Origin of the sequence: Pseudomonas sp. Irchel 3F6 (genome assembly GCF_900187595.1) — a bacterium.
Classification (GTDB): Bacteria; Pseudomonadota; Gammaproteobacteria; order Pseudomonadales; family Pseudomonadaceae; genus Aquipseudomonas; species Aquipseudomonas siliginis.
The window spans coordinates 65,150-85,788 of the sequence record NZ_FYDP01000005.1; the positions used below are offsets into that span (position 1 = coordinate 65,150).

The 20,639-nt window shown below is 61.0% G+C and carries 17 protein-coding genes; 5 read left to right on the forward strand and 12 right to left on the reverse strand.

What is annotated here, in order from left to right:
* Positions 1–2: 2 nt before the first annotated feature.
* From CKW30_RS17620 to CKW30_RS17645, 6 genes are read right to left on the reverse strand one after another with little or no spacing between them, the layout of a single operon-like run.
* Positions 3–1,331 carry a DUF58 domain-containing protein gene (locus CKW30_RS17620; protein ID WP_095181458.1) on the reverse strand — a complete coding sequence of 443 codons (1,329 nt, stop codon included), beginning with the start codon at positions 1,329–1,331 and terminating at the stop codon, positions 3–5.
* A complete protein-coding gene (locus CKW30_RS17625) occupies positions 1,328–2,329 on the reverse strand; it encodes a MoxR family ATPase (RefSeq protein WP_041479813.1) in 1,002 nt (333 codons plus the stop codon). The genes CKW30_RS17620 and CKW30_RS17625 overlap by 4 nt, the downstream gene beginning before the upstream one ends.
* Positions 2,326–3,489, reverse strand: coding sequence for a DUF4350 domain-containing protein (locus tag CKW30_RS17630; RefSeq protein WP_095181459.1), 1,164 nt, complete (start codon positions 3,487–3,489; stop codon positions 2,326–2,328). The genes CKW30_RS17625 and CKW30_RS17630 overlap by 4 nt, the downstream gene beginning before the upstream one ends.
* Positions 3,486–5,024 (reverse strand): DUF4129 domain-containing protein, encoded by a 1,539-nt coding sequence (locus tag CKW30_RS17635; protein ID WP_095181460.1) that lies wholly within the window; start codon positions 5,022–5,024, stop codon positions 3,486–3,488. The genes CKW30_RS17630 and CKW30_RS17635 overlap by 4 nt, the downstream gene beginning before the upstream one ends.
* Positions 5,011–5,988, reverse strand: a complete 978-nt coding sequence (locus tag CKW30_RS17640) for a stage II sporulation protein M (protein ID WP_056787866.1) — start codon at positions 5,986–5,988, stop codon at positions 5,011–5,013. The genes CKW30_RS17635 and CKW30_RS17640 overlap by 14 nt, the downstream gene beginning before the upstream one ends.
* Entirely contained in the window at positions 5,985–6,701 is a 717-nt protein-coding gene (locus CKW30_RS17645) for an RDD family protein (protein WP_041479810.1), read from the reverse strand. The genes CKW30_RS17640 and CKW30_RS17645 overlap by 4 nt, the downstream gene beginning before the upstream one ends.
* Positions 6,702–6,968: 267 nt before the next feature.
* Between CKW30_RS17645 and sbcB the strand changes: the two genes are divergently transcribed.
* The gene (sbcB, locus tag CKW30_RS17650; protein ID WP_095181461.1) at positions 6,969–8,399 is read left to right on the forward strand and encodes an exodeoxyribonuclease I; all 1,431 of its coding nucleotides are present in this window, start codon (positions 6,969–6,971) and stop codon (positions 8,397–8,399) included.
* Between the two features lie 98 nt (positions 8,400–8,497).
* Here sbcB and mvaT read toward each other — a convergent pair whose 3' ends face one another.
* Positions 8,498–8,875, reverse strand: a complete 378-nt coding sequence (gene mvaT / locus CKW30_RS17655; RefSeq protein WP_016773476.1) for a histone-like nucleoid-structuring protein MvaT — start codon at positions 8,873–8,875, stop codon at positions 8,498–8,500.
* Between the two features lie 337 nt (positions 8,876–9,212).
* On the opposite strand from mvaT, the gene purU reads away from it, so the two are divergent.
* Entirely contained in the window at positions 9,213–10,061 is an 849-nt protein-coding gene (gene purU / locus CKW30_RS17660) for a formyltetrahydrofolate deformylase (protein WP_041479808.1), read from the forward strand.
* 81 nt (positions 10,062–10,142) lie between these two features.
* Entirely contained in the window at positions 10,143–10,319 is a 177-nt protein-coding gene (locus CKW30_RS27340) for a hypothetical protein (RefSeq protein WP_016773478.1), read from the forward strand.
* On the opposite strand, the gene CKW30_RS17665 is transcribed toward CKW30_RS27340, so the two are convergent.
* The 4 genes from CKW30_RS17665 to CKW30_RS17680 form a co-directional block, all read right to left on the reverse strand.
* The gene (locus tag CKW30_RS17665; RefSeq protein WP_076563957.1) at positions 10,303–11,301 is read right to left on the reverse strand and encodes a lysylphosphatidylglycerol synthase transmembrane domain-containing protein; all 999 of its coding nucleotides are present in this window, start codon (positions 11,299–11,301) and stop codon (positions 10,303–10,305) included. The genes CKW30_RS27340 and CKW30_RS17665 overlap by 17 nt on opposite strands.
* Complete coding sequence (locus CKW30_RS17670; RefSeq protein WP_095181462.1) at positions 11,298–12,068, reverse strand: DUF2334 domain-containing protein; 771 nt, start codon at positions 12,066–12,068, stop codon at positions 11,298–11,300. The genes CKW30_RS17665 and CKW30_RS17670 overlap by 4 nt, the downstream gene beginning before the upstream one ends.
* Positions 12,061–13,152: a glycosyltransferase family 1 protein gene (locus CKW30_RS17675; RefSeq protein WP_177434223.1), complete on the reverse strand. Its 1,092-nt coding sequence runs from the start codon at positions 13,150–13,152 to the stop codon at positions 12,061–12,063. Before CKW30_RS17675 ends, CKW30_RS17670 begins: the two co-directional genes overlap by 8 nt.
* Before the next feature lie 216 nt (positions 13,153–13,368).
* Positions 13,369–15,258 (reverse strand): methyl-accepting chemotaxis protein, encoded by a 1,890-nt coding sequence (locus tag CKW30_RS17680; RefSeq protein WP_095181463.1) that lies wholly within the window; start codon positions 15,256–15,258, stop codon positions 13,369–13,371.
* 186 nt (positions 15,259–15,444) lie between these two features.
* On the opposite strand from CKW30_RS17680, the gene CKW30_RS17685 reads away from it, so the two are divergent.
* Positions 15,445–16,932 (forward strand): helicase HerA-like domain-containing protein, encoded by a 1,488-nt coding sequence (locus tag CKW30_RS17685; protein WP_095181632.1) that lies wholly within the window; start codon positions 15,445–15,447, stop codon positions 16,930–16,932.
* Positions 16,933–17,022: 90 nt separating this feature from the next.
* On the opposite strand, the gene CKW30_RS17690 is transcribed toward CKW30_RS17685, so the two are convergent.
* Entirely contained in the window at positions 17,023–17,478 is a 456-nt protein-coding gene (locus CKW30_RS17690; protein WP_095181464.1) for a DUF721 domain-containing protein, read from the reverse strand.
* Positions 17,479–17,787: 309 nt separating this feature from the next.
* Here CKW30_RS17690 and secA point away from each other — a divergent pair, with 309 nt between their 5' ends.
* Positions 17,788–20,529: a preprotein translocase subunit SecA gene (secA, locus tag CKW30_RS17695; protein WP_038861039.1), complete on the forward strand. Its 2,742-nt coding sequence runs from the start codon at positions 17,788–17,790 to the stop codon at positions 20,527–20,529.
* Positions 20,530–20,639 lie beyond the last annotated feature (110 nt).

Below are 20,639 nucleotides of genomic sequence, written 5' to 3' on the forward strand. Positions count from 1 at the left end.
TGTCAGATCGCAGCGGTCTTTTTCCAGCTCATGTAACTTGTCACCAGTCCGGCCCCCAGCTCGGCGGGCCGAACATCCATCACTGCAACGCCATGGGCAGTCAGCCGCTCATGGAGTTGCGAGCGGGCATTGAGAAAATCGATGGTGCCGCAGTAGGCGAGTGCCTCGGGCAACGTTTGCACCGTGGTCTGGCGCAATGTATCCAACGCCTGTTCACGCAGGCTCGCCACCAGCACCCGATGTTGTGCGCTCAGGCGTTTGACTGCGGCCAGCAGTTGCTCGTCTTCATCGCGCAAATTGGTTACCAGCACTACCAGCGCCCGGCGCTTTTGGCGGGCCAATAGCTGGTTGGCGGCAGCCTGATAATCGGCGGGGCGCTGAGTGCTTCCAAGGTCATAAACAGCGTTGAGCAGGACATTCAGTTGGCCGCTGCCTTTAACCGGCGCGACATGGCGCGGCTTATCACCGGCAAAGGTACTCATGCCCACCGCATCCCCTTGGCGCAACGCCACATAACTGAGTAACAGGCAGGCATTGAGCGCGTGATCGAAGTGCGACAGCTCACCGTCCTGGCTGCGCATCTGCCGGCCGCAGTCGAGCATGAAAATGATCTGCTGATCTCTTTCGTCTTCGTACTCGCGGGCAATCGGTGTGCGCTGGCGGGCGGTGGCTTTCCAGTCGATCTGGCGCAGGCTGTCGCCCTCGCGAAATTCGCGCAACTGATGGAATTCCTGACCCTGACCGCGCCGTTGTCGCTGGCGCACGCCGAGCTGGCTGAGCCAGTTGTCGACGGCGCGCAACTCGCCGCCGTAAAGCCGGGCGAAGTCCGGGAAGACGCGGGTCTCGTCGCGGACGCTGAGCAGGCGTTTGCCGGACCATAATCCCAAAGGGCTGGGCAGGTTGACTTCGCACTGTTCGAAGCTGAAATGCCCGCGTTCGAGAGGGCGCAGACGGTAGCTGATCTGGCTGACATGGCCGGGTTGAAGCTCGACAAGCATCGGCAGATGTTCAAACGCCAGGCCGTCGGGAACGTGGTCGAAGAGTCCAATGGCCAGTGGCTCGGCAAATTCATGGGCCACCTCCAGCTTCACCTCCGCCCAGCGCCCCAATGCCAGGCTGCCGGGCATCTGTCGCTTGATGCGCGGCGAGGGCAGGCGTCTGAGGCGCACAGCGTCGATCACCGCCAAGGCCAGCAGCGCCAGGAGCAAACCCCAGTTGATCGAAATCAGGCTGGACGGGAGGTCGATCTGCAACGCCTGCAACGCGCCGAGCACGATACTGATAACCACCAGCAGGGCCAGCCAGATCAGCAGCAGCCGAGACGGTTTCACAGGCGCGGCGCCGGCACTTGATCGAGCAATTGCGTGAGCACCTGATCGACCTGCAGGCCTTCGATATCCAGCTCCGGCGCGATGCGCACGCGATGACGCAACACCGCCAGCGCGCAGCCTTTGATGTCATCCGGGATTACAAACTCGCCGCCGCGCAACAACGCCCGGGCACGGGCACAGCGAACCAATGCAATCGAGGCGCGTGGCCCGGCGCCGAGGGTCAGCCCCGGCCAGGTGCGCGTGCTGCGCGCCAGGCGCACGGCGTAATCGAGGACCTGATCGTCCAGCGGCAAATCACTTGCGATGCGCTGCAAGGCTTGAACATCCTTGGCTTGCAACACCGTGCGCAGCGGTTGCACATCGAGCATGTCGGCGCGGGTCGAACGACAGACCTGACGGACCATGTTCAGCTCCTGATCGGCGTCGGGGTAATCCATGCGCACCTTGAGCATGAAGCGGTCAAGCTCGGCTTCCGGCAGTGGATAGGTGCCTTCCTGTTCGATCGGATTCTGCGTCGCCAGCACCATGAACGGTTGCGCGATGGGCAGGGCGCGACCTTCGAGTGTCACCTGGCGCTCCTGCATGGCTTCGAGCAGCGCTGCCTGGGTTTTCGCCGGCGCGCGGTTGATCTCGTCGGCCAGCAGCAGGTTGGTGAACAGCGGGCCTTTGCGCAGCTTGAACTGCTCGGTCTGCAGGTCATACACGGCGTGACCGGTGACGTCGCTGGGCATCAGATCAGGGGTGAACTGGATGCGCGCGAACTCGCCGCCAAAGCATCGCGCCAGTGCTCGCACCAGCAAGGTTTTGCCCAGGCCGGGCACGCCTTCAAGCAGCACGTGGCCGCCGGCAATCAGCGCGGTCAGGACAGCGTCGACCACCGCATCCTGGCCAATCAGCGCCTTGTTCAATTCGTTGCGCACTGCCTGCGCCAACTGGCTGGCACGCTGGCGCTGCTGGGCGGCGTGCGTCGCGCTGCCGGGCTCGATCTGTTCAGTCATAACGCGTTCCTCAAGGTTTGCAGATGAGCGACCTGACGGCTGAATTCGGCGCTGGACAAACGCTGCTTCGGTCGTGGGCTCAGGGCCTGGCTGATGGCGCGGGTGGGTTGCCGGGTCAGACGCGATAACGCCAGCCATTGCTCGGCCACATTCAATTGATCGAAACCGGGATGGCGGCGGCGGGCGCGGCGCAGGATGTCTTGTTGCAAGGCTTGCAGCAGCGCCTGCTGGCCGTTGTGGCGCAGGAGGAAATCGGCGCTGGCGCGCAGATGCTCCAGCAGTTGACGGCGACCCGCTGGCGCGGGCATTTGCACCGGCCCGTGGCGCACGCTCGCCTGCCACAACCACAGACCGATCAAGGCGAGCAGGGCGACGATAGCCTGCGGGAAGTAGCGCCAGAGCAAGGTCCACAAGCCATCGTGCGGGGTGTTGTAAATCAGCGTGACGTCGGTGTCGGCGCTCAGATACCAGAGCAGCCAGGCGTTGTCGTATTTGCCGATAGCCGGGGTTTTCCACAGCTCGGCATCGGTGACCACGGTGATCGTGCCGAGGCCGTACACCCGTTGCATCATGTGCGTGGCTTTGGCGCTGTTGGCCCAGGCTTGCGCGACATTGTTCGGGTCGTCGAGGTGGACGTCGGTGTCGAAACCGGCGTAGGCCGGCGCGTCTTCATCTTCCAGATACAGTTTGGTCAGTTTCGGGAAGCGGTCCTTTTCCCCGTCCTCGGGAGGATCTTTCAAGTCCTTGCTCAGCGATTGGTGCAGTTGCACCTTATCGAGCAGCAGATCATTACTTTGCCCGGTTTGCGCATCCCACAACGATTCGGCGACGAACACCAGACGTCCTCCGGCGCGAGTCCAGTTCAACACCTGATCGACTTCACGCGGTGTCATCCGGGCGCGCTCGCCGAACAACAACAAGGTGTGGCTGTGCGGATCGATCTGCGGCAGTACCGCCAGGGTCTCGGCGTGACTGACCGTGAGGCCGCGCTCGCGCAGGAACATTTCCGCCGCCAGATAAGGATTGGCTTGCGCGGCAGGCGAGGGGCCGTGATCGATGACTTCCTGATAAGGACGGGCTTTGAGGTAGAGGAACAGACTCAAGCCGCCAAGCAGCAAAAGCGCCAGCGCAGCCAACGACCCGCCAATGCGCCGGTTCAATGCCCGGACCCTTTGCTGAACAATTCACGCCAGCCGTTACACAGCTCTGCTTGCAGGTGCGCGGCTGGAAGTCGGTGCCCGTAGGCCATGTTCTGCCAGTGAACAGTGAGGTTGCGGCTGTAGGCGAGCAGGTCCGGGCGTTGCAATTGCTCGATGCGGGTGAGGATCTGGCTCTCGGTGTCGGCGGCTTTGAGCGTCAGGTCGAAATCATGCAGCAGATGACTGAGCAGGCCGCGATAGAGCAGGCCCAGCGCGGCGCGAGGTTCGCTCAGCCACAATTGTTCGGCACTGGCGGCGATGTCATCGGGAAGGGTTTCACGGTTCAGATCCAGCCCGAAGACGTGTGGCGGCGCCGGTGGTTTGCTGCGCGAGGGCAGGTTCGGGCGACGACTGACGAAGGCCCGGAGAAATTCGCGATAACGCCAGACCAGCCAGCCCAGCGCGGCAATCAGCGCGCCCCACAACAGCACTTCAATCACGTGCGCCAAGGCATCAAGGTGTCGACCGTCGAGCCAACCGAGAAGGGTTTTCAGCCACTGCGGAGCCTCACCCGGTTGCGCGTCCTTGGCCGGGCTTGCCGGGTCGTCTCCGAAGCGATAGCGGGTGACGCTTTCCTTGTTCTTGAACGGCGGTTGTTCGAGCAGCGACTGGATGCTGTCGCGCGAGGCCTGACTGGTCAGCGGCTGATTGAGCAACCGTGGAGCATCCGGCGCATCGCTGGCCCATACCGGTTGCAGGTTCGGCAGCAGCAGACACGCCGCCAGCAACACACCGAGCACGCTGCTGTTCAAACGCTGGCGCAAACGGCGGAAAACCAGCTCGATGTCCCAGGCTTCCAGTTGCGTGCGACGGTTCAGGTACAGGCTGAAGCCGCAGGCGACATAAACCGGTCCCCAGGCCACCAGGATCAGCGCATAAAAAACGTTGGTCAGGTGCTCCAGCCAGCGCCAGTCCTGATCGGCGGCAAGCAGCAGCGATTGCCAGTCCCAGTCGGTTTCGATCTGCTGCGGCAAGAGCATGTAGAACAGCAGCATCAAGCCGATCCACAGTGCGGTTTCCAGATGCACGCCGATAATCGTCAGCCATTGCGCGGCGCCACCGTTGCGTTGCAGCAGCACCAGCAGACGTTGTTGTCTGGCCTCGCCGTCGAGCCCTTCGAGTTGGGTCACTGGCAGCACAAAGCTGCGACTCAGACTCAGCCGTCGCCAGGTCAGACTGGCCAGCAGTTGCGGCTTGAGCAGGCGCGGCCACTCGCGCAAGGCTTGTCTGAGGGTTGGCGTTTCACCGAACAGCGCTTTGGAGAGGATGTACAGCGGCAGGCGTTCGTAGGCCGGTTTCAGCCACCAGAAAATGAACACCGCCAGTGATGGCGAATCCCACAGCAACAGGCTGAGCAGGGCGAACAGCGGCAGGGTGACGATCGCCCAACTGGTCATCAACAACCGGCGATGCTGCTGGCTCATCAACACGCCCAGGTCCATGGCTTCCCAGGTCGTGCGCGGGCGGATCACTACGCTGGCGTCACTCAGGCGCATGACGAATCCTTCCGGCAAATAGCAGATACACCGCGACGGTCAGCCACAGCGCGGCGCCGACGGCGTATTTGGTCAGCGGCGTGACACTGGTTTTCGACGACCAATAAGCCTCGATGAATGCTGCGATCAACAGGAACAACATCGCCCCACACACCAGCAACACGCTTTTGCGTGCGGCCAGACGCAGCGCCTCGCCCCATGTCAGACGTCCGGGGGCGATCAGCGCCCAGCCCAGCTTGAGGCCCGCCGCGCCGGCGAGGGCAATGGCGCTCAGTTCGAACGCACCGTGACCGATCACGAACGACCAGAAGGTCTGGCCGAAACCGATCTCGCTGAGATGCCCGGCCACCGCGCCGATGATCATGCCGTTGTAAAGCAGGAAAAAACCGCTGCCCACGCCCATCAGCAAACCGCTGGCGAACGTCTGAAAGGCGATGCCCGTGTTGTGCATCACGTAATAGCCGAACATTACCCAGTCTTCGCTGGCCGCCCGTTCCGCCGAGCGTCCGAGGTGGCCGGCAACGGGGTCGTACATGCCTTGCATCTCGCGCACCTGTTCGGCCGGGATCAGGTTGTAGATCAGTTCCGGGAACAGATAAACCAGCACGCCAAAACCGATCAGGCTGCCGAAAAACAACAGGCTGGCGGCCGCAACGAAGCGCCATTGTTCGCGCACCAGTCGCGGGAAGTCGGCGAGGATAAAGCTGATGATTTGCGCCCCGAGCCGACTGCGATGCCGATAGAGCTGTTGATGGCCGCGCAGCACTTGTTGTTGCAATGAATCGATCAGAAAACTGCTGTAGCCGCGCGCCTGGGCCAGAGCCAGATGTTGGCAGAGACGCCGATAGGCCTTGGGAAAATCGCTGACTTGCGCTGTCTCCTTGCCTTGTTCTAGGCGTTCGAGCGCCACGGCGAAGCGCTCCCATTCGGCCTTGTGGCGACTTTCGAACAGGCTCTGCTTCATGCGCTCGGCCCCAACAGGCCGCGCGCGATGCCGTTGAGTTCAGACACGGCTTTGGGCGCAGAGATGTGCAGCGGCTGCGCCAGCAATGCCGCCAGCTCGTTGACCCGTGCGGGAGAGAGCTCGGCCTGACGCTCGGCGAAACCGAGTACCGCGCGTTGTTCGCTCAAGGTCAGCGGAACGGGGCTGCGGCGAGGTTCAGCGTCAGGCAGTTGCGGGCGGCTCAGCGGGCGTTCGCTGTAAACCACCAAGGTGCCGGCGGCAATGTCGCCGAGGCGTTTGAAGGTCGGGTGTTGCAGGCAACTGAGCGCACCGAGGAAATAGCCGAAGGGCAGTAGATCGACAAAGCGCAACAGGTTGCGCAATAGCGAGGCCGACCAGCCGATCGGCGTGCCGTCATCGTGCACCACGCGCAAACCCAGCCATTGCTTACCCGGCGAACGGCCCTGACGCAGCACCTCGAACAGCACCATGTACCACCAACTGATGGCAAACAGCAGCAAGGAACCGAGGCCCATACCGAGCTTGCCGAGAAATGCCAGCGCGATAAACAGCACGCCGAGGATCAAGCCGCGAATGCCCAGATCGATGGCAAACGCCACGGCGCGCACCATCAGCCCAGCGGGGCGCAACGGCAGGTCGATGCCTTCCGGCGTTTCGACCTGATGGCGCGTATCCAGCGGTGCTTTCCTTCGCGGTGCTGTGGGCTCGAGCATGGGCTACCTGATGTTCGCCTGTTCGGGGGGCAAGTGCGCCTGATGCTAGCAGCCTCTCGGGTGTGGGAGCGAGCCTGCTCGCGAATGTGGTGGATCAGTCAGCCTATGTGCAACTGACGGAAAGCCTTCGCGAGCAGGCTCGCTCCCACAAGGGCAATGCATTCCAGTTGTAGGAATCTGGAGAAATTGCTGTTCGAGGGCGACCAGGCTGGCCGTGGCAACCCTGAAACGCCTAGACTTCGCCGATCTTCTGTTCAGGATTCGCCCGTGACTTCAATCTTCTGGTACGACTACGAAACCACTGGCATCAATCCGCGCAACGACCGACCGCTGCAGGTGGCCGGGATTCGCACCGACCATGCGCTCAACGAAATCGACGAGCCGGTCAATCTCTATTGCCAGCCCAGCGAGGACATCCTGCCGCACCCGGCGGCGTGCGCGATCACCGGCATCACCCCGGGCCAGCTCGCTGAAAAAGGCCTGAGCGAAGCCGACTTCATGACTCGCGTACATGCGCAACTGGCCGCACCGGGGACCTGTGGCGCCGGTTACAACACCTTGCGTTTCGACGACGAAATGACCCGCTACAGCCTGTATCGCAATTTCTTCGACCCCTATGCCCGTGAATGGCAGGGTGGCAACAGTCGCTGGGATCTGATTGATGTGGTGCGCGCCGCTTACGCATTGCGCCCCGATGGTCTGGTCTGGCCGACCGATGATGAAGGCCGCGTGACCCTCAAGCTCGAACGCCTCACAGCGGCTAACAATATCGATCACGGCCATGCCCACGAGGCGCTGTCGGATGTGCGCGCCACCATCGCGTTGGCGCGGCTGATTCGCGAGAAACAACCCAAGCTCTACGAGTGGCTGTTCCAGTTGCGCAGCAAACAGAAGGTGATGGATCAGATCCGCCTGTTGCAGCCACTGGTGCATGTGTCCGGGCGTTTCTCGGCGGCACGCAGTTATGTCGGCGTGGTGTTGCCGCTGGCCTGGCACCCGAAAAATCGCAACGCCTTGATCGTCTGTGATCTGCATCTTGATCCGCAGGGGTTGCTGGACCTCGATGCGCAAGCCTTGCGTCAGCGTCTTTATACCCGTCGCGATGAGTTGGCCGAAGGTGAGTTACCGGTACCGCTCAAGCTGATTCATATCAATCGTTGCCCGGTAGTGGCGCCGTTGGCGGTATTGCGCGAGCAAGACCAGCAGCGCCTTGGGCTGGACATGGCGCTTTATCATGAGCGGGCAGTGCGACTAACTGACGCACAACAAGTCTGGAAAGATAAAGTCGCGGCGATTTATGCCAGCGAAGACTTCGTTCCCAGCGAAGATCCCGAGCAGCAGTTGTACGATGGATTTATCGGTGATCGTGATCGTCGTTTATGCGAACAAGTTCGAACGGCGGATCCTGCGCAGTTGGCGCAAGAGCAGTGGCCTTTCGATGATGAACGTTTGCCTGAATTACTTTTTCGATATCGAGCACGCAACTTTCCGGACACCCTGGATGTGGCCGAGCAAGAGCGCTGGAAATTATTTTGTCAGCAACGCCTGACGCAACCTGAGGCCGGTGCGCCGAATACCGTGCAGTCATTTATCGAGGCGGCAGAGCAATGGTCGCTTAGTGCGTCACCGATGCAGCGAGAGGTGCTCAATGACTGGCAGAATTATGTCCAGGCATTACGCAAACGTTTGAATCTGTGAAATCGAACATGCCCGGACAATAAATTACGGGCATAAAAAAACGCCAGCGCTAGCTGGCGTTCTTTTGTTCGCGGATCGCTCTGCGAAGGCGTTGCGGCTTAGCCCAGCAGGGTCGCCCAGCCTTCAACCACGTCGCCGCCCCACTTGGCTTTCCACTCTTTCAGAGTCTTGTGGTTGCCACCTTTGGTTTCGATGACTTCACCGTTGTGCGGGTTTTTGTATTGCTTAACTTTGCGTGCACGCTTGGTGCCGGTAGTTTTCACTGCGCCGCCGCGTGGAGCCTTGGATTTGGCTTCTGGATCCAGCAGCGCGATGATGTCACGCAGGGACTTGGAGTATTCACCCATCAGCGTGCGCAGTTTGCCTTCGAATTCCAGTTCGGCTTGCAGTTTGTCGTCTTCGGACAGGTTCTTCAGACGGGCTTGCAGCTCTTTGATGGCTTCTTCGGTGGCGCGATATTCGTTGATCAAGGACATGAGTACTACCTTTTGTAGAATGCTGAATGACAGGGGACAGTGCCGCAATAATAGTCAGGCTGTTTCATCAAGTAAACATTTAGATCGGCTTTTTATTTAAATGAGTTACAGGAATTAGCCGCGCTTTGAATGTTCCGTTAAATAATGTGATGCAGTCAGCACAGATATTTACAGTTGTCTGACAAAAGCCCCGCTAAAGCGTCACTGTCTTGACGGAAGACCTGCGCCAGAAAGCCGTTTGACCATGCTTTGTCCCACCCGGCGCGTATGCGTACTGCAGTTTTCCTGCGCAGTCGCTAGAATGGCGGCCTTTGTGAAGTTCTGGAGTTTCCCCCTCATGCGCACTTTTCGGCTGGTGATCTCTTGCCCGGACCGCGTTGGCATCGTTGCCAAAGTCAGTAATTTTCTGGCCTCTCATAATGGCTGGATCACCGAAGCGAGCCACCACTCTGACAATCAAGTGGGCTGGTTCTTCATGCGTCACGAAATCCGTGCCGATTCGCTGCCGTTCGGTATTGAAGAGTTGCGCGAGAAGTTCGCGCCGATCGCCGAAGAGTTCTCGATGGACTGGCGCATCACCGACACCGAACAGAAAAAACGCGTGGTGCTGATGGCCAGCCGCGAATCCCACTGTCTGGCCGACCTGCTGCACCGCTGGCACAGCGACGAACTGGATTGCGAAATCGCCTGCGTGATCTCCAACCATGACGACCTGCGCAGCATGGTCGAGTGGCACGGCATCCCTTACTACCACGTGCCGGTCAATCCGCAGGACAAGCAGCCGGCATTCGACGAAGTATCGCGGCTGGTCAAACAGCACGACGCCGAAGTGGTGGTGCTGGCGCGCTACATGCAGATCCTGCCGCCGGACATGTGCCGCGAGTACGCGCACAAAGTCATCAACATTCACCACAGCTTCCTGCCATCGTTCGTCGGCGCCAAGCCGTATCATCAGGCGTCGCTGCGTGGTGTGAAGCTGATCGGCGCGACCTGCCACTATGTCACTGAAGAGCTGGACGCCGGCCCGATCATCGAGCAGGACGTGGTGCGTGTCAGCCACAGCGACAGCATCGAAGACATGGTGCGTTTCGGCCGTGACGTCGAGAAGATGGTGCTGGCCCGTGGTCTGCGTTATCACTTGGAAGACCGCGTGCTGGTGCACGGCAACAAGACAGTCGTGTTCTGATCGAGCACGCCACACTTGAAAAACCAAGGGCCTGGGCGTTGAATCGCTCAGGCCCTTGTCATTTGAGCCCGAGAAAAAGTCATGAGCGATCCACTGGACAAAGCCACTTCCAAAGCGCCCGCCACTCTCGGCGAGGGTTGCCTGAGTCGTTACGACCCGGATGACATGAGCCCGGACGACGGCACCGAATTCCCCGGTGCCGCCGAGCTTTGGGAGCAGCTCCAGCAAGAGCAGGACGAACCTAAGAAGCCTGCCTGACGTTCATCAACTTCTTCAGCAACGGCTTGCCCAGCATCAACACGAACACCGGGCCGCCAACCAGCAGATAGAAGTAATACGTCACCACGCGCCAGATCAGGATCGCCGCCGCTGCGGTGGATTTGCCCACCATCGGCGCGAGCAGCGCAGCCGAGGTCAGCTCTGCCGCCCCAGCGCCGCCGGGTAACAGGCTGAATTGGCCGGCGCCCAGCGAAAGCATCTGCACCAGAAAACTCCACGCCCACTGCAAATCCGCGCCGAGCCCGCGCAGGGCCAGATACAACACGCTGTAGCGCAGCAGCCAGTGCACGCAGGTCAGAGCAAAAACCTGAACCAGCGTTTGCCAAGGCAGTTTCAAGGTATCGGTAAATGCCGCGAGAAAGTGCAGCAACTTGCGCGCCCAGCGACGGCGAGTACTTGTCGTGATGTTCATCCCCGCCAACAGCCGCCCGCTCAGGCGAATCAACGCTCGGTGATAACGGGCGATCAATACGCAACTGAACAACCCCCCAAACAGCGAAACGGCGCTGACGGTCAGCAGCCACTCGAGGCGATCGCTCAGGTGCTGGAATAGCGCATAGATCAGAATCCCGCTGAGTGCGCAGAGAAAGAACAGCAGATCGCTGAGCTGATCCATGGCAAACACCGCGCTGCCCCGCGCCGGACGCACGCCGCACCGGGCGAGCAATGCCATGATCGTCAGCGGTCCGCCACTACCGCCGGGCGTGGCGCAGTACGCGAACTCGGCCGCCATCACCACGCCGAGGCTTTTCAAGGGCGCGACTTTTTCTCGCTGGTCGCCGAGCAACAAACGCAAGCGCAGCGTATTGATCCCCCAGCAGAGCAGAATCATGCCGAACATGATCAACAGCCAGTTCAGCGGAAAACTGCGCAGGCGCGACCAGGTCTCGCCGCCGCCGAGCAGTACCGGAATCAGTACCGCCGCCAGCAGGCCGATCAGCAACAACAGGCTGCGCTTCATGCTGCGCGTTCCAGCTGACCGCGCTGTCGGGCCAGCCAGTCGATCTTGGTCAGCGGCACGCGTCCCTCCGCCAGCAGGCGTTGCAGCGTGTGCAACCAGTAATCGCGAGAAAAGCGGTGACGCATGTCCACCGGATGCAGCCCCAGACGAATCACCGATGCCTCGCGCCAGCGCTGTTCACGCTGGTCGCTGACGATTTTCGACAAGCCACGACGCCAGGCACTGCGCGCACTCCACACCAGCCCCGGTGCATCGATGGCGCTGAAGTCGGGCAAGCGATAAAGATGCTGCGGATCGCTGGTGTAACTGAGCGGTAATTCGCGCAAGGCCTGGCGGGTGCCGTCGCTCATCAGCCAGGCCGGGGCGACGAAGCCGTGCACCGGCCAGTCGAAGCGCTGAAACATGTCCAGACCTGCGTGCAGGCGGGCAAGGGCAGCTTCGCGGGACAGGCGGTAAAACTCGCCTTCATGGGTGTAGACCCGGCGCATGAACCAGTCGCGCGGGGTGTTTGGCATGGGTTCCTGATCGTCGTGGTAGTAGCCGTGCAGCGCCAGTTCATCGCCTCGGGCGACCCTGGCATCGAGCACTCGGCGAAACGCCGGGTTGGCGTCAAGGGCATCGTGGCGATGGAAATCCGGCACCACCAGCCACGTCATCGGCACATCACCCAAGGCATCGACGGCCTCGACGAAGGGCTGGTAATCCGCCCAGGTCGAGGGCGCGACATCATGCAATACCAGGCAAACAGCTTTCATTTCTTCAACCATTGGCCACCCGTGGCAGCGTATGGCCGAGCACGGCGTGATAGTGGCTGAGCAGGCTGTCGACCACGGTGTCCCAGGCATAATGCCGTTCGACGTGCTGGCGCGCCTGTTGACCGAGGCGGGCGCAGCCGCGACTGAACAGCTCGCGCACGGCATTGGCCATGGCCTGCGGATTGTTCGGCGCACAGAGCAGGCCGCAGGAATCGTTGACGATCTCTTCAAACGCCCCGGCCGCCACCGCCACCACGGGAATGCCGCAGGCCATCGCCTCAAGGATGACCAGGCCGAAGGTTTCCTGGTCGCCGGCATGCAGCAGCGCATCGGCGCTGGCCATCAGCCGCGCGACTTTCGGCGCCGGGCAGAATTCGTTGATGACGCTGACGTTGTCCGGCACCGCCGCAGGCATCGACGAGCCGACCAACAACAAGTGATAACGCGGACCAAGGCGCTGCATGCACTTGAGCAGCACCGGCAGGTTTTTCTCCTTGGAACCGCGCCCGGCAAAGATCAGCAGGCGCGTGTCTTCGGCAATGCCCAGCTCAGCCCGCAGGCCAGGGTCGCGGGCGTCGGGATGGAAAGTGTGCAGATCCACGCCTAGCGGTTGCACATGGACATTGCGTACACCAAGCCCGATGAGCTTGTCGGCCATGACCTGGCTCGGCGCGAGAACGCGGTCGAAATTGCCGTAGAGACGGGTGACATAAGCTTCGACATTCGGTGTGACCCAATGGCCCATGCGATTGCCCGCCAGCAGCGGCAGATCCGAGTGATAAAAGCCGATCACCGGCACATCCAGCTGCCGCCGCGCATCCAGCGCTGCCCATGCGGTGAGGTAGGGATCGCCGACTTCGATCAGATCCGGCTGCAGATCCTGCAGGACGTTTCGCCATGGCGCCAGCCGCAGCGGGAAGCGATAGCCTTTGCCAAAGGGCAGGGCGGGCGCTGGAACCGTATAAATGCCGTCATGTTCACCCAGTCGCGCGCCGGGGATCAGCAGGCTGTGACGAATGGCGTTGCGCTCGCCAAGGCGACGGTGTTTGGCATCCAGATAAGTCCGCACGCCACCGCTGGCCGGGGCGTAGAACATGGTGATGTCGGCGATATGCACGGTGAGCAACCCTCCGCTGTGTTGTTCTCCCTTGATTGACCTTTATCCAGAATAGATGTTCGGTCGGGATTGCGTGGTGGGGTGTCACTCGGGTTTTGTTGAAAGGTAGATATTCGCGAGCAGGCTCGCTCCCACAATGGAATGCATTTTCCCTGTGGGAGCGAGCCTGCTCGCGAAGCGGCCAGTCGTCGCAGCTTAAATCCTGAAGCTGCCAACCAACTGTTTGAGACGCGAAGCCTGCTGCTCCAGATCCGAACAAGCGCGCAACGTCGCTTGCAGGTTTTCCACGCCTTCCTGGTTCAGCGTGTTGATCTCGGTGATATCGACATTGATCGACTCGACCACAGCGGTTTGTTCTTCGGTCGCGGTCGCCACCGACTGGTTCATCCCGTCAATCTCGCCAATGCGCAGGGTCACGCTGTTCAGGCGTTCGCCAGCGAGGTTGGCGATCTCGACGCTGTCCTGGCTGTGGCGCTGGCTGTCGCTCATGGTGCTCACCGATTCCCGGGCGCCGACTTGCAGCTCCTCGATCATGGTCTGCACCTGTTGGGCCGATTCCTGAGTGCGGTGCGCGAGGTTGCGCACTTCGTCGGCCACCACGGCAAAACCACGACCGGCCTCACCGGCGCGTGCCGCTTCGATCGCCGCGTTCAGCGCCAACAGGTTGGTCTGCTGGGAAATGCTGGTGATCACTTCGAGAATCTGGCCGATGTTGACGGTCTTGCTGTTCAGCGACTCGATGTTGGTGCTCGACGCGCTGAGCATGCTCGACAGCTGGTTCATCGCTTTGATGCTGCGCTCCACCACTTGCTGGCCATCTTCGGCCAGACCCCTGGCATCGCTGGCCTGATTCGACGCTTGCGCGGCGTTGCGGGCGATTTCCTGGGCGGCGGCGCCGAGCTGATTGATCGCGGCAGCAACGCTGCTGGTGCGCGAAGCTTGCTGGTCAGAGTTGTACATCGACGAGTTCGACGCCGCGACCACGCGCAGGGCGACCTCGTTGACCTGGCCGGTGGCCGAGGACACTTCGCGGATCGAACCGTGAATACGCTCGACGAAGCGGTTGAACGCGGTGCCGAGGATGCCGAATTCATCGTTATTGACGATGTTCAGGCGTTTGGTCAGGTCGCCTTCGCCGTCGGCGATGTCTTCCATGGCGCGGGTCATCACGTGCAGCGGCTGGATCAGCAGGCGGATGAGCATGCCGAGCAGGGCAATGATGATTACCACGGCAATGATGGTTGCGATTACCGCTGAGGTGCGGAATTCGCTGAGCATCGCGTAGGCCTGGTCTTTATCGATCGACAGACCGATGTACCAGTTCACCGACGGCAGGCCTTTGATCGGAGCGAAGGTGACGATGCGGGTTTTGCCATCAACTGTCACTTCGCTGAAATCGCTGCTGATGCGCGGCGTGTCCTGCGGGTAGGCTTCTTTGAGCGACTTCATTACCAGGGCCTTGTCCGGGTGGACGAGGATCTTGCCGTCGGCGCTGATCAGAAACGCATAGCCCATGCCGTCGAAATCCCGCGCGGCGAGGGTGTCGATCAGCGATTGCAGGCTGAGGTCGCCGCCGACCACGCCGACGCTCTGCCCGGCCTTTTTCGACGCGGTGGCGATGGAAATGATCAACTGGCCGGTGGCCGCATCGATGTAGGGTTCGGTCAGGGTCGAGGTGCTGCTGCTTTCGGCACCTTTATACCAAGGGCGTACGCGCGGATCGAAACCGTCCGGCATCTTCACGTCCGGGCGGATGGTGAAGTGGCCAGTGGCATCGCCCAGGTAGGTGGCCATGAACGTCGAGGTCAGGCTTTTCTGTTCCAGCAGGCTGGCGACCGTGGCAGGTTCCGGGTTGATGGCGATGTTCTGCGCGGCGTTCTCGATCAGCAGAATGCGCCCGCTGAGCCAGGTCTGGATGTTGCCGGCGGTGACCTCGCCCATTTCATTGAGGTAGTTGTTCAGATCATCGCGGATCGCATTGCGCTGCAGCCAGTCGTTGTACAACGTGAACGAGGCAAAAGCGGCAATGACGATGAGAGCGGCGGCAAGCAAAATCTTATGGCTGAAGCGCAGGTTTTTGTTCATGGCTTGGGGTTCCGCTAAGGTCTTAATGTCCTGGGCGTGCTTTGATAGAGACGCGCACTATGGGCAAGGTTGAAAAATTGATATTTCCGGCTCTCCTTAGGGAAATGTCCGACCCGGTTTTCTGGCGGGTCTGTCCAATTTATGTATCGGCCATGTGTCATCAAAGATTAACCATTGGGTGAGAAAATGCCTGACTCCTCGCAACTCGTTATCGGCGCTGATCCGGCCGCGCAACCCATCGCTCAGGCCATGCGCCTGGCCAACCGCCACGGCCTGATCGCCGGCGCCACCGGCACCGGTAAAACCGTGACGTTGCAGCGCCTGGCCGAAGCGTTCAGCGACGCCGGTGTGGCAGTGTTCGCTGCCGACATCAAGGGCGACCTGTGCGGCCTCGGTGCTGCCGGCAACCCGCAGGGCAAAGTGGCCGAGCGCATCGCCGGCATGCCCTGGCTCGGTCACACGCCGCAGGCTTATCCCGTCACGCTGTGGGACATCCACGGCGAATCCGGACATCCGTTGCGCACCACGCTGAGCGAAATGGGTCCGCTACTGATCGGCAGCCTGCTCGAGCTGACCGACAGTCAGCAGTCGGCGCTGTACGCGGCCTTCAAGGTGGCGGATCGCGAAGGGCTGTTGCTGCTGGATCTCAAGGATCTGAAAGCGCTGCTCAATCACCTCAAGGACAATCCACAGTTGCTCGGCGAAGACGCCGCGCTGATGACCACCGGTTCCAGCCAGGCACTGTTGCGCCGGTTGGCGACGCTAGAACAGCAGGGCGCCGAAGCCCTGTTCGGCGAGCCGGCGCTGCAACTCGAAGACATTCTGCAACCGGGCGCCGATGGCCGTGGACGTATCCATCTGCTCGACGCCAGCCGTCTGGTGCACGAGGCGCCGAAGGTTTACGCAACGTTCCTGCTGTGGCTGCTGGCCGAGTTGTTCGAGCAACTGCCCGAGCGCGGCGACGCCGACAAACCGCTGCTGGCGCTGTTTTTCGACGAGGCGCACTTACTGTTCGGCGACACGCCCAAAGCTCTGCAGGAACGGCTTGAGCAAGTGGTGCGCTTGATTCGTTCCAAAGGCGTTGGCGTGTATTTCGTCACCCAGTCGCCAGCGGACCTGCCGGATGACGTGCTGGCGCAGTTGGGCTTGCGCATTCAACACGGCATGCGTGCGTTCACCGCCAAAGAGCAGAAATCCCTGCGTGCGGTTGCGGATGGCTTTCGGCCGAATCCGGCGTTCGACAGTCTGTCGGTACTGACTGAACTGGGAATCGGCGAGGCGCTGGTGGGAACGCTGACCGAGAAGGGCACGCCGGAAATGGTCCAGCGCGTGCTGGTGGCACCGCCGCAATCGCGGATCGGCCCGCTGACTGAAACCGAGCGCACCGTGCTGATCGCCGGCTCGCCGTTCAAGGGCCGTTATGACAAGCCGATCGATCGCGAGTCGGCCTATGAAATCCTGATGGGACGCAAAGGGCTGGCGCCCGAGGCTGAAACACCAGCGGGCAAAGCTGCGGCCGAAGAGCCGAGCCTGGCTGACCGCGCTGGCGAATTCCTCGGCACGGCGGCAGGGCAGGCGCTGAAATCGGCGATGCGCCAGGCGGCCAATAATCTCGGCAAGCAGTTGGTGCGCGGGTTGATGGGGTCGCTGCTCGGCGGCAGCAAGCGCCGCTAAAAGCAAAGATCGCAGCCTTCGGCAGCTCCTACAGTTGAAATGCATTCATTCTGTAGGAGCTGCCGAAGGCTGCGATCTTTTGATTTTGCTTCAGGCTTTCCCCTTGGCATGCGCCGCCAGCCGCTCCAGCGCCGCGCGCAATCCCGGATCGCTGATCCCGTCGGCCGTCGACTGAATCGTCTCTGCCGCACTGCTGGACAGATCCATCGAGTGCCCAACTGCCCGATGCTGCACGATCGGCGGGCGCACGCTGAATTTGATCCGCGTCAAGTTGGCGAACTCTTCGAACAGTTGCAGTTGCCGTTGCAGGCGTTTCTGTTGATAGCGCAGGCGCGTCGCCCAGTGACCGTCAGTGACCACCAGCGACAGCTCGCCTTCGCGCCATTTGGCCACCCGGCAATGCTCGCGGGCGGCCGGTTGCAGCTGGCTTTCGAGCAGGCGCTGCAAATGCTCCAGGCGCTGGGCATGGCCGAGGATGGCTTTGAGCGGTTTGGCTTCACGTAACAGAACGGCGGGTGCTCTGGCCGTGAGAGGGCGAAACGCCATGATCGAACACCTGAAAGTCACAGAGGCGCCATGGTAGCAGAAAGCTGCGGAACCTCTGGGCCATTGCTTTTGTCCCTGATTTGCTCATTAAATCAACGCCTGACTTCTTTCCCCCGACGGGTTGAAGTTGAGCAAAACGCCCCTATTTTAAGTGAGCCCCGTCAAAGCGCAGTGCCAGCATCGTGGAACATCGCCACTTTCCTCACCACCGTTTCCGGGTAGAATGCTCGTTCGCATGCGGCCATGAGGGCTGCACGGGCGACTCACGGGGCCGCCCTCCATCCCTTTAGTGTGGAAGATCCTGCCGATATGTTTGCGCCTTTGTTAAAGAAACTTTTTGGAAGCAAGAACGAGCGTGAAGTCAAACGCATGCTCAAGACGGTGCAGCTCGTCAATGCCTTCGAAGAGCAAATGGTGGCCCTTTCGGACGATCAATTGCGCGCCAAGACCGCCGAGTTCAAGGCCCGTATCGCCAAAGGGGAAACCCTCGACAAGCTGTTGCCGGAAGCCTTTGCCGTAGCCCGCGAGGCCGGCAAGCGTGTGATGGGCATGCGCCACTTCGACGTGCAACTCGTCGGCGGCATGACCTTGCACGAAGGCAAGATCGCCGAAATGCGCACCGGTGAGGGCAAGACCCTCGTGGCCACCCTGGGTGTTTACCTCAACGCACTGTCCGGCAAGGGCGTGCACGTTGTGACCGTGAACGACTACCTGGCCCGCCGTGACGCCAACTGGATGCGTCCGCTGTATGAATTCCTCGGCCTGACTGTCGGCGTCGTGACGCCGTTCCAGCCGCCGGAAGAAAAGCGTGCCGCCTACGCCGCCGACATCACCTACGGCACCAACAACGAATTCGGTTTCGACTACCTGCGCGACAACATGGCGTTCAGCATGGATGAAAAATTCCAGCGCGAACTCAACTTTGCCGTGATCGACGAAGTCGACTCCATCCTCATCGACGAAGCGCGTACCCCGCTGATCATTTCCGGTCAGGCCGAGGACAGCTCCAAGCTGTACATGGAGATCAACAAACTGATCCCGCAGCTGGAACTGCACGTCGAGGAAGTTGAAGGCCAGGTCACCAAGGCCGGCCACTACACCGTTGACGAAAAGACCCGCCAGGTCGAACTCAACGAAGCCGGTCACCAGTTCATCGAAGAAATGCTCACCCGCGTCGGCCTGCTGGCCGAAGGCGAAAGCCTGTACTCGGCGCACAACCTTGGCCTGCTGACCCACGTCTACGCCGGTCTGCGTGCGCACAAGCTGTTCAATCGCAACATCGAATACATCGTGCAGGACGGTCAGGTCGTACTGGTCGACGAACACACCGGTCGTACCATGCCGGGTCGTCGTCTGTCCGAAGGCCTGCACCAGGCTATCGAAGCCAAGGAAGGTCTGAACATCCAGGCCGAGAGCCAGACCCTGGCCTCGACCACTTTCCAGAACTACTTCCGTCTGTACACCAAGCTTTCCGGCATGACCGGTACCGCCGACACCGAAGCGTTCGAATTCCACCAGATCTATGGTCTGGAAGTCATGGTCATTCCGCCGAACAAACCGTTGGCGCGTAAAGACTACAACGACCTGGTGTTCCTCACCGCCGAAGAGAAATACGCGGCGATCGTCGCGGACATCAAGGAAAGCATGGCCGCCGGTCGTCCGGTGCTGGTGGGTACCGCGACCATCGAGACGTCCGAGCACATGTCCGAATTGCTCGTCAAAGAAGGCATCGAACACAAGGTTCTCAACGCCAAGTTCCACGAAAAAGAAGCTGAGATCATCGCTCAGGCCGGTCGTCCGGGGGCTCTGACCATCGCCACCAACATGGCCGGTCGTGGTACCGACATCCTGTTGGGCGGCAACTGGGAAGTGGAAGTCGCTTCGCTGGAGAACCCGACTCCTGAGCAGATCGCGCAGATCAAGGCCGACTGGCAGAAGCGTCACCAGCAAGTGCTGGAGTCCGGCGGCTTGCAGGTCATTGCTTCCGAGCGTCACGAATCGCGCCGTATCGACAACCAGCTGCGTGGCCGTGCCGGTCGTCAGGGCGATGCCGGTTCGAGCCGCTTCTACCTGTCGCTGGAAGACAGCCTGATGCGCATCTTCGCCTCCGACCGCGTGAAGAACTTCATGAAAGCCCTGGGCATGCAGCCGGGCGAAGCGATCGAGCACCGTATGGTGACCAACGCGATCGAGAAGGCGCAGCGCAAGGTTGAAGGCCGCAACTTCGACATCCGTAAGCAACTGCTCGAGTTCGACGACGTCAACAACGAACAGCGTAAAGTGATCTATCACATGCGTAACACGTTGCTGGCCGCTGACAACATCGGTGAGACCATCGCCGACTTCCGTCAGGACGTGCTCAACGCTACCGTCAGTGCCCACATTCCGCCGCAATCGCTGCCAGAGCAGTGGGACGTGGCCGGTCTGGAAGCGTCGATCGAAAGCGATTTCGGCGTGAAACTGCCGATCCAGCAATGGCTCGACGAAGACGATCACCTGTACGAAGAAACCCTGCGCGAGAAGCTCATGACCGAGCTGATGGCGGCTTACAACGAGAAAGAAGATCAGGCCGGTGCCGAGGCGCTGCGCTCGTTCGAGAAGCAGATCGTCCTGCGCGTACTCGACGACCTGTGGAAAGATCACCTGTCGACCATGGATCACCTGCGTCACGGCATTCACTTGCGTGGCTATGCGCAGAAGAACCCGAAGCAGGAATACAAGCGCGAGTCGTTCACACTGTTCTCCGAGCTGCTGGATTCGATCAAGCGCGACTCGATCCGCGTGCTCTCGCATGTTCAGGTTCGTCGCGAAGATCCGGAAGCCGAAGAGCAACGTCTGCGTCAGGAGGCCGAAGCACTGGCGGCGCGCATGCAGTTCGAGCACGCCGAAGCGCCTGGCCTGGATCAGCCGGAAGCGCTGGGTGAAGAGGTCGATGTGGCACTGGCCACCGCCGCTGCCCCGGTTCGCAACGAGCAGAAGCTGGGCCGCAACGAACTGTGCTACTGCGGTTCGGGCAAGAAATACAAGCATTGCCACGGGCAGATCCAGTAAAACCCGTTTCAATCGCTGAATACCCCGCGCCGCGACCGGCTCCTGCCGTCGCGGCGTCTTGCCATTTATCCCACCGTCCTTTCCCGTGGCGGTGCTGACATCATTGAGTA

Excerpts from the sequence above, each read along its gene's own strand:
- CKW30_RS27340 (WP_016773478.1), top strand. The coding sequence starts at position 10,143 with ATGAGCGATCCACTGGACAAAGCCACTTCCAAAGCGCCCGCCACTCTC.
- CKW30_RS17635 (WP_095181460.1), bottom strand. The coding sequence starts at position 5,024 with ATGCGCCTGAGTGACGCCAGCGTAGTGATCCGCCCGCGCACGACCTGG.
- CKW30_RS17640 (WP_056787866.1), bottom strand. The coding sequence starts at position 5,988 with ATGAAGCAGAGCCTGTTCGAAAGTCGCCACAAGGCCGAATGGGAGCGC.
- purU (WP_041479808.1), top strand. The coding sequence starts at position 9,213 with ATGCGCACTTTTCGGCTGGTGATCTCTTGCCCGGACCGCGTTGGCATC.
- CKW30_RS17690 (WP_095181464.1), bottom strand. The coding sequence starts at position 17,478 with ATGGCGTTTCGCCCTCTCACGGCCAGAGCACCCGCCGTTCTGTTACGT.
- CKW30_RS17680 (WP_095181463.1), bottom strand. The coding sequence starts at position 15,258 with ATGAACAAAAACCTGCGCTTCAGCCATAAGATTTTGCTTGCCGCCGCT.
- CKW30_RS17625 (WP_041479813.1), bottom strand. The coding sequence starts at position 2,329 with ATGACTGAACAGATCGAGCCCGGCAGCGCGACGCACGCCGCCCAGCAG.
- CKW30_RS17685 (WP_095181632.1), top strand. The coding sequence starts at position 15,445 with ATGCCTGACTCCTCGCAACTCGTTATCGGCGCTGATCCGGCCGCGCAA.
- CKW30_RS17675 (WP_177434223.1), bottom strand. The coding sequence starts at position 13,152 with ATGTTCTACGCCCCGGCCAGCGGTGGCGTGCGGACTTATCTGGATGCC.
- CKW30_RS17670 (WP_095181462.1), bottom strand. The coding sequence starts at position 12,068 with ATGGTTGAAGAAATGAAAGCTGTTTGCCTGGTATTGCATGATGTCGCG.
- secA (WP_038861039.1), top strand. The coding sequence starts at position 17,788 with ATGTTTGCGCCTTTGTTAAAGAAACTTTTTGGAAGCAAGAACGAGCGT.
- CKW30_RS17665 (WP_076563957.1), bottom strand. The coding sequence starts at position 11,301 with ATGAAGCGCAGCCTGTTGTTGCTGATCGGCCTGCTGGCGGCGGTACTG.
- CKW30_RS17645 (WP_041479810.1), bottom strand. The coding sequence starts at position 6,701 with ATGCTCGAGCCCACAGCACCGCGAAGGAAAGCACCGCTGGATACGCGC.
- mvaT (WP_016773476.1), bottom strand. The coding sequence starts at position 8,875 with ATGTCCTTGATCAACGAATATCGCGCCACCGAAGAAGCCATCAAAGAG.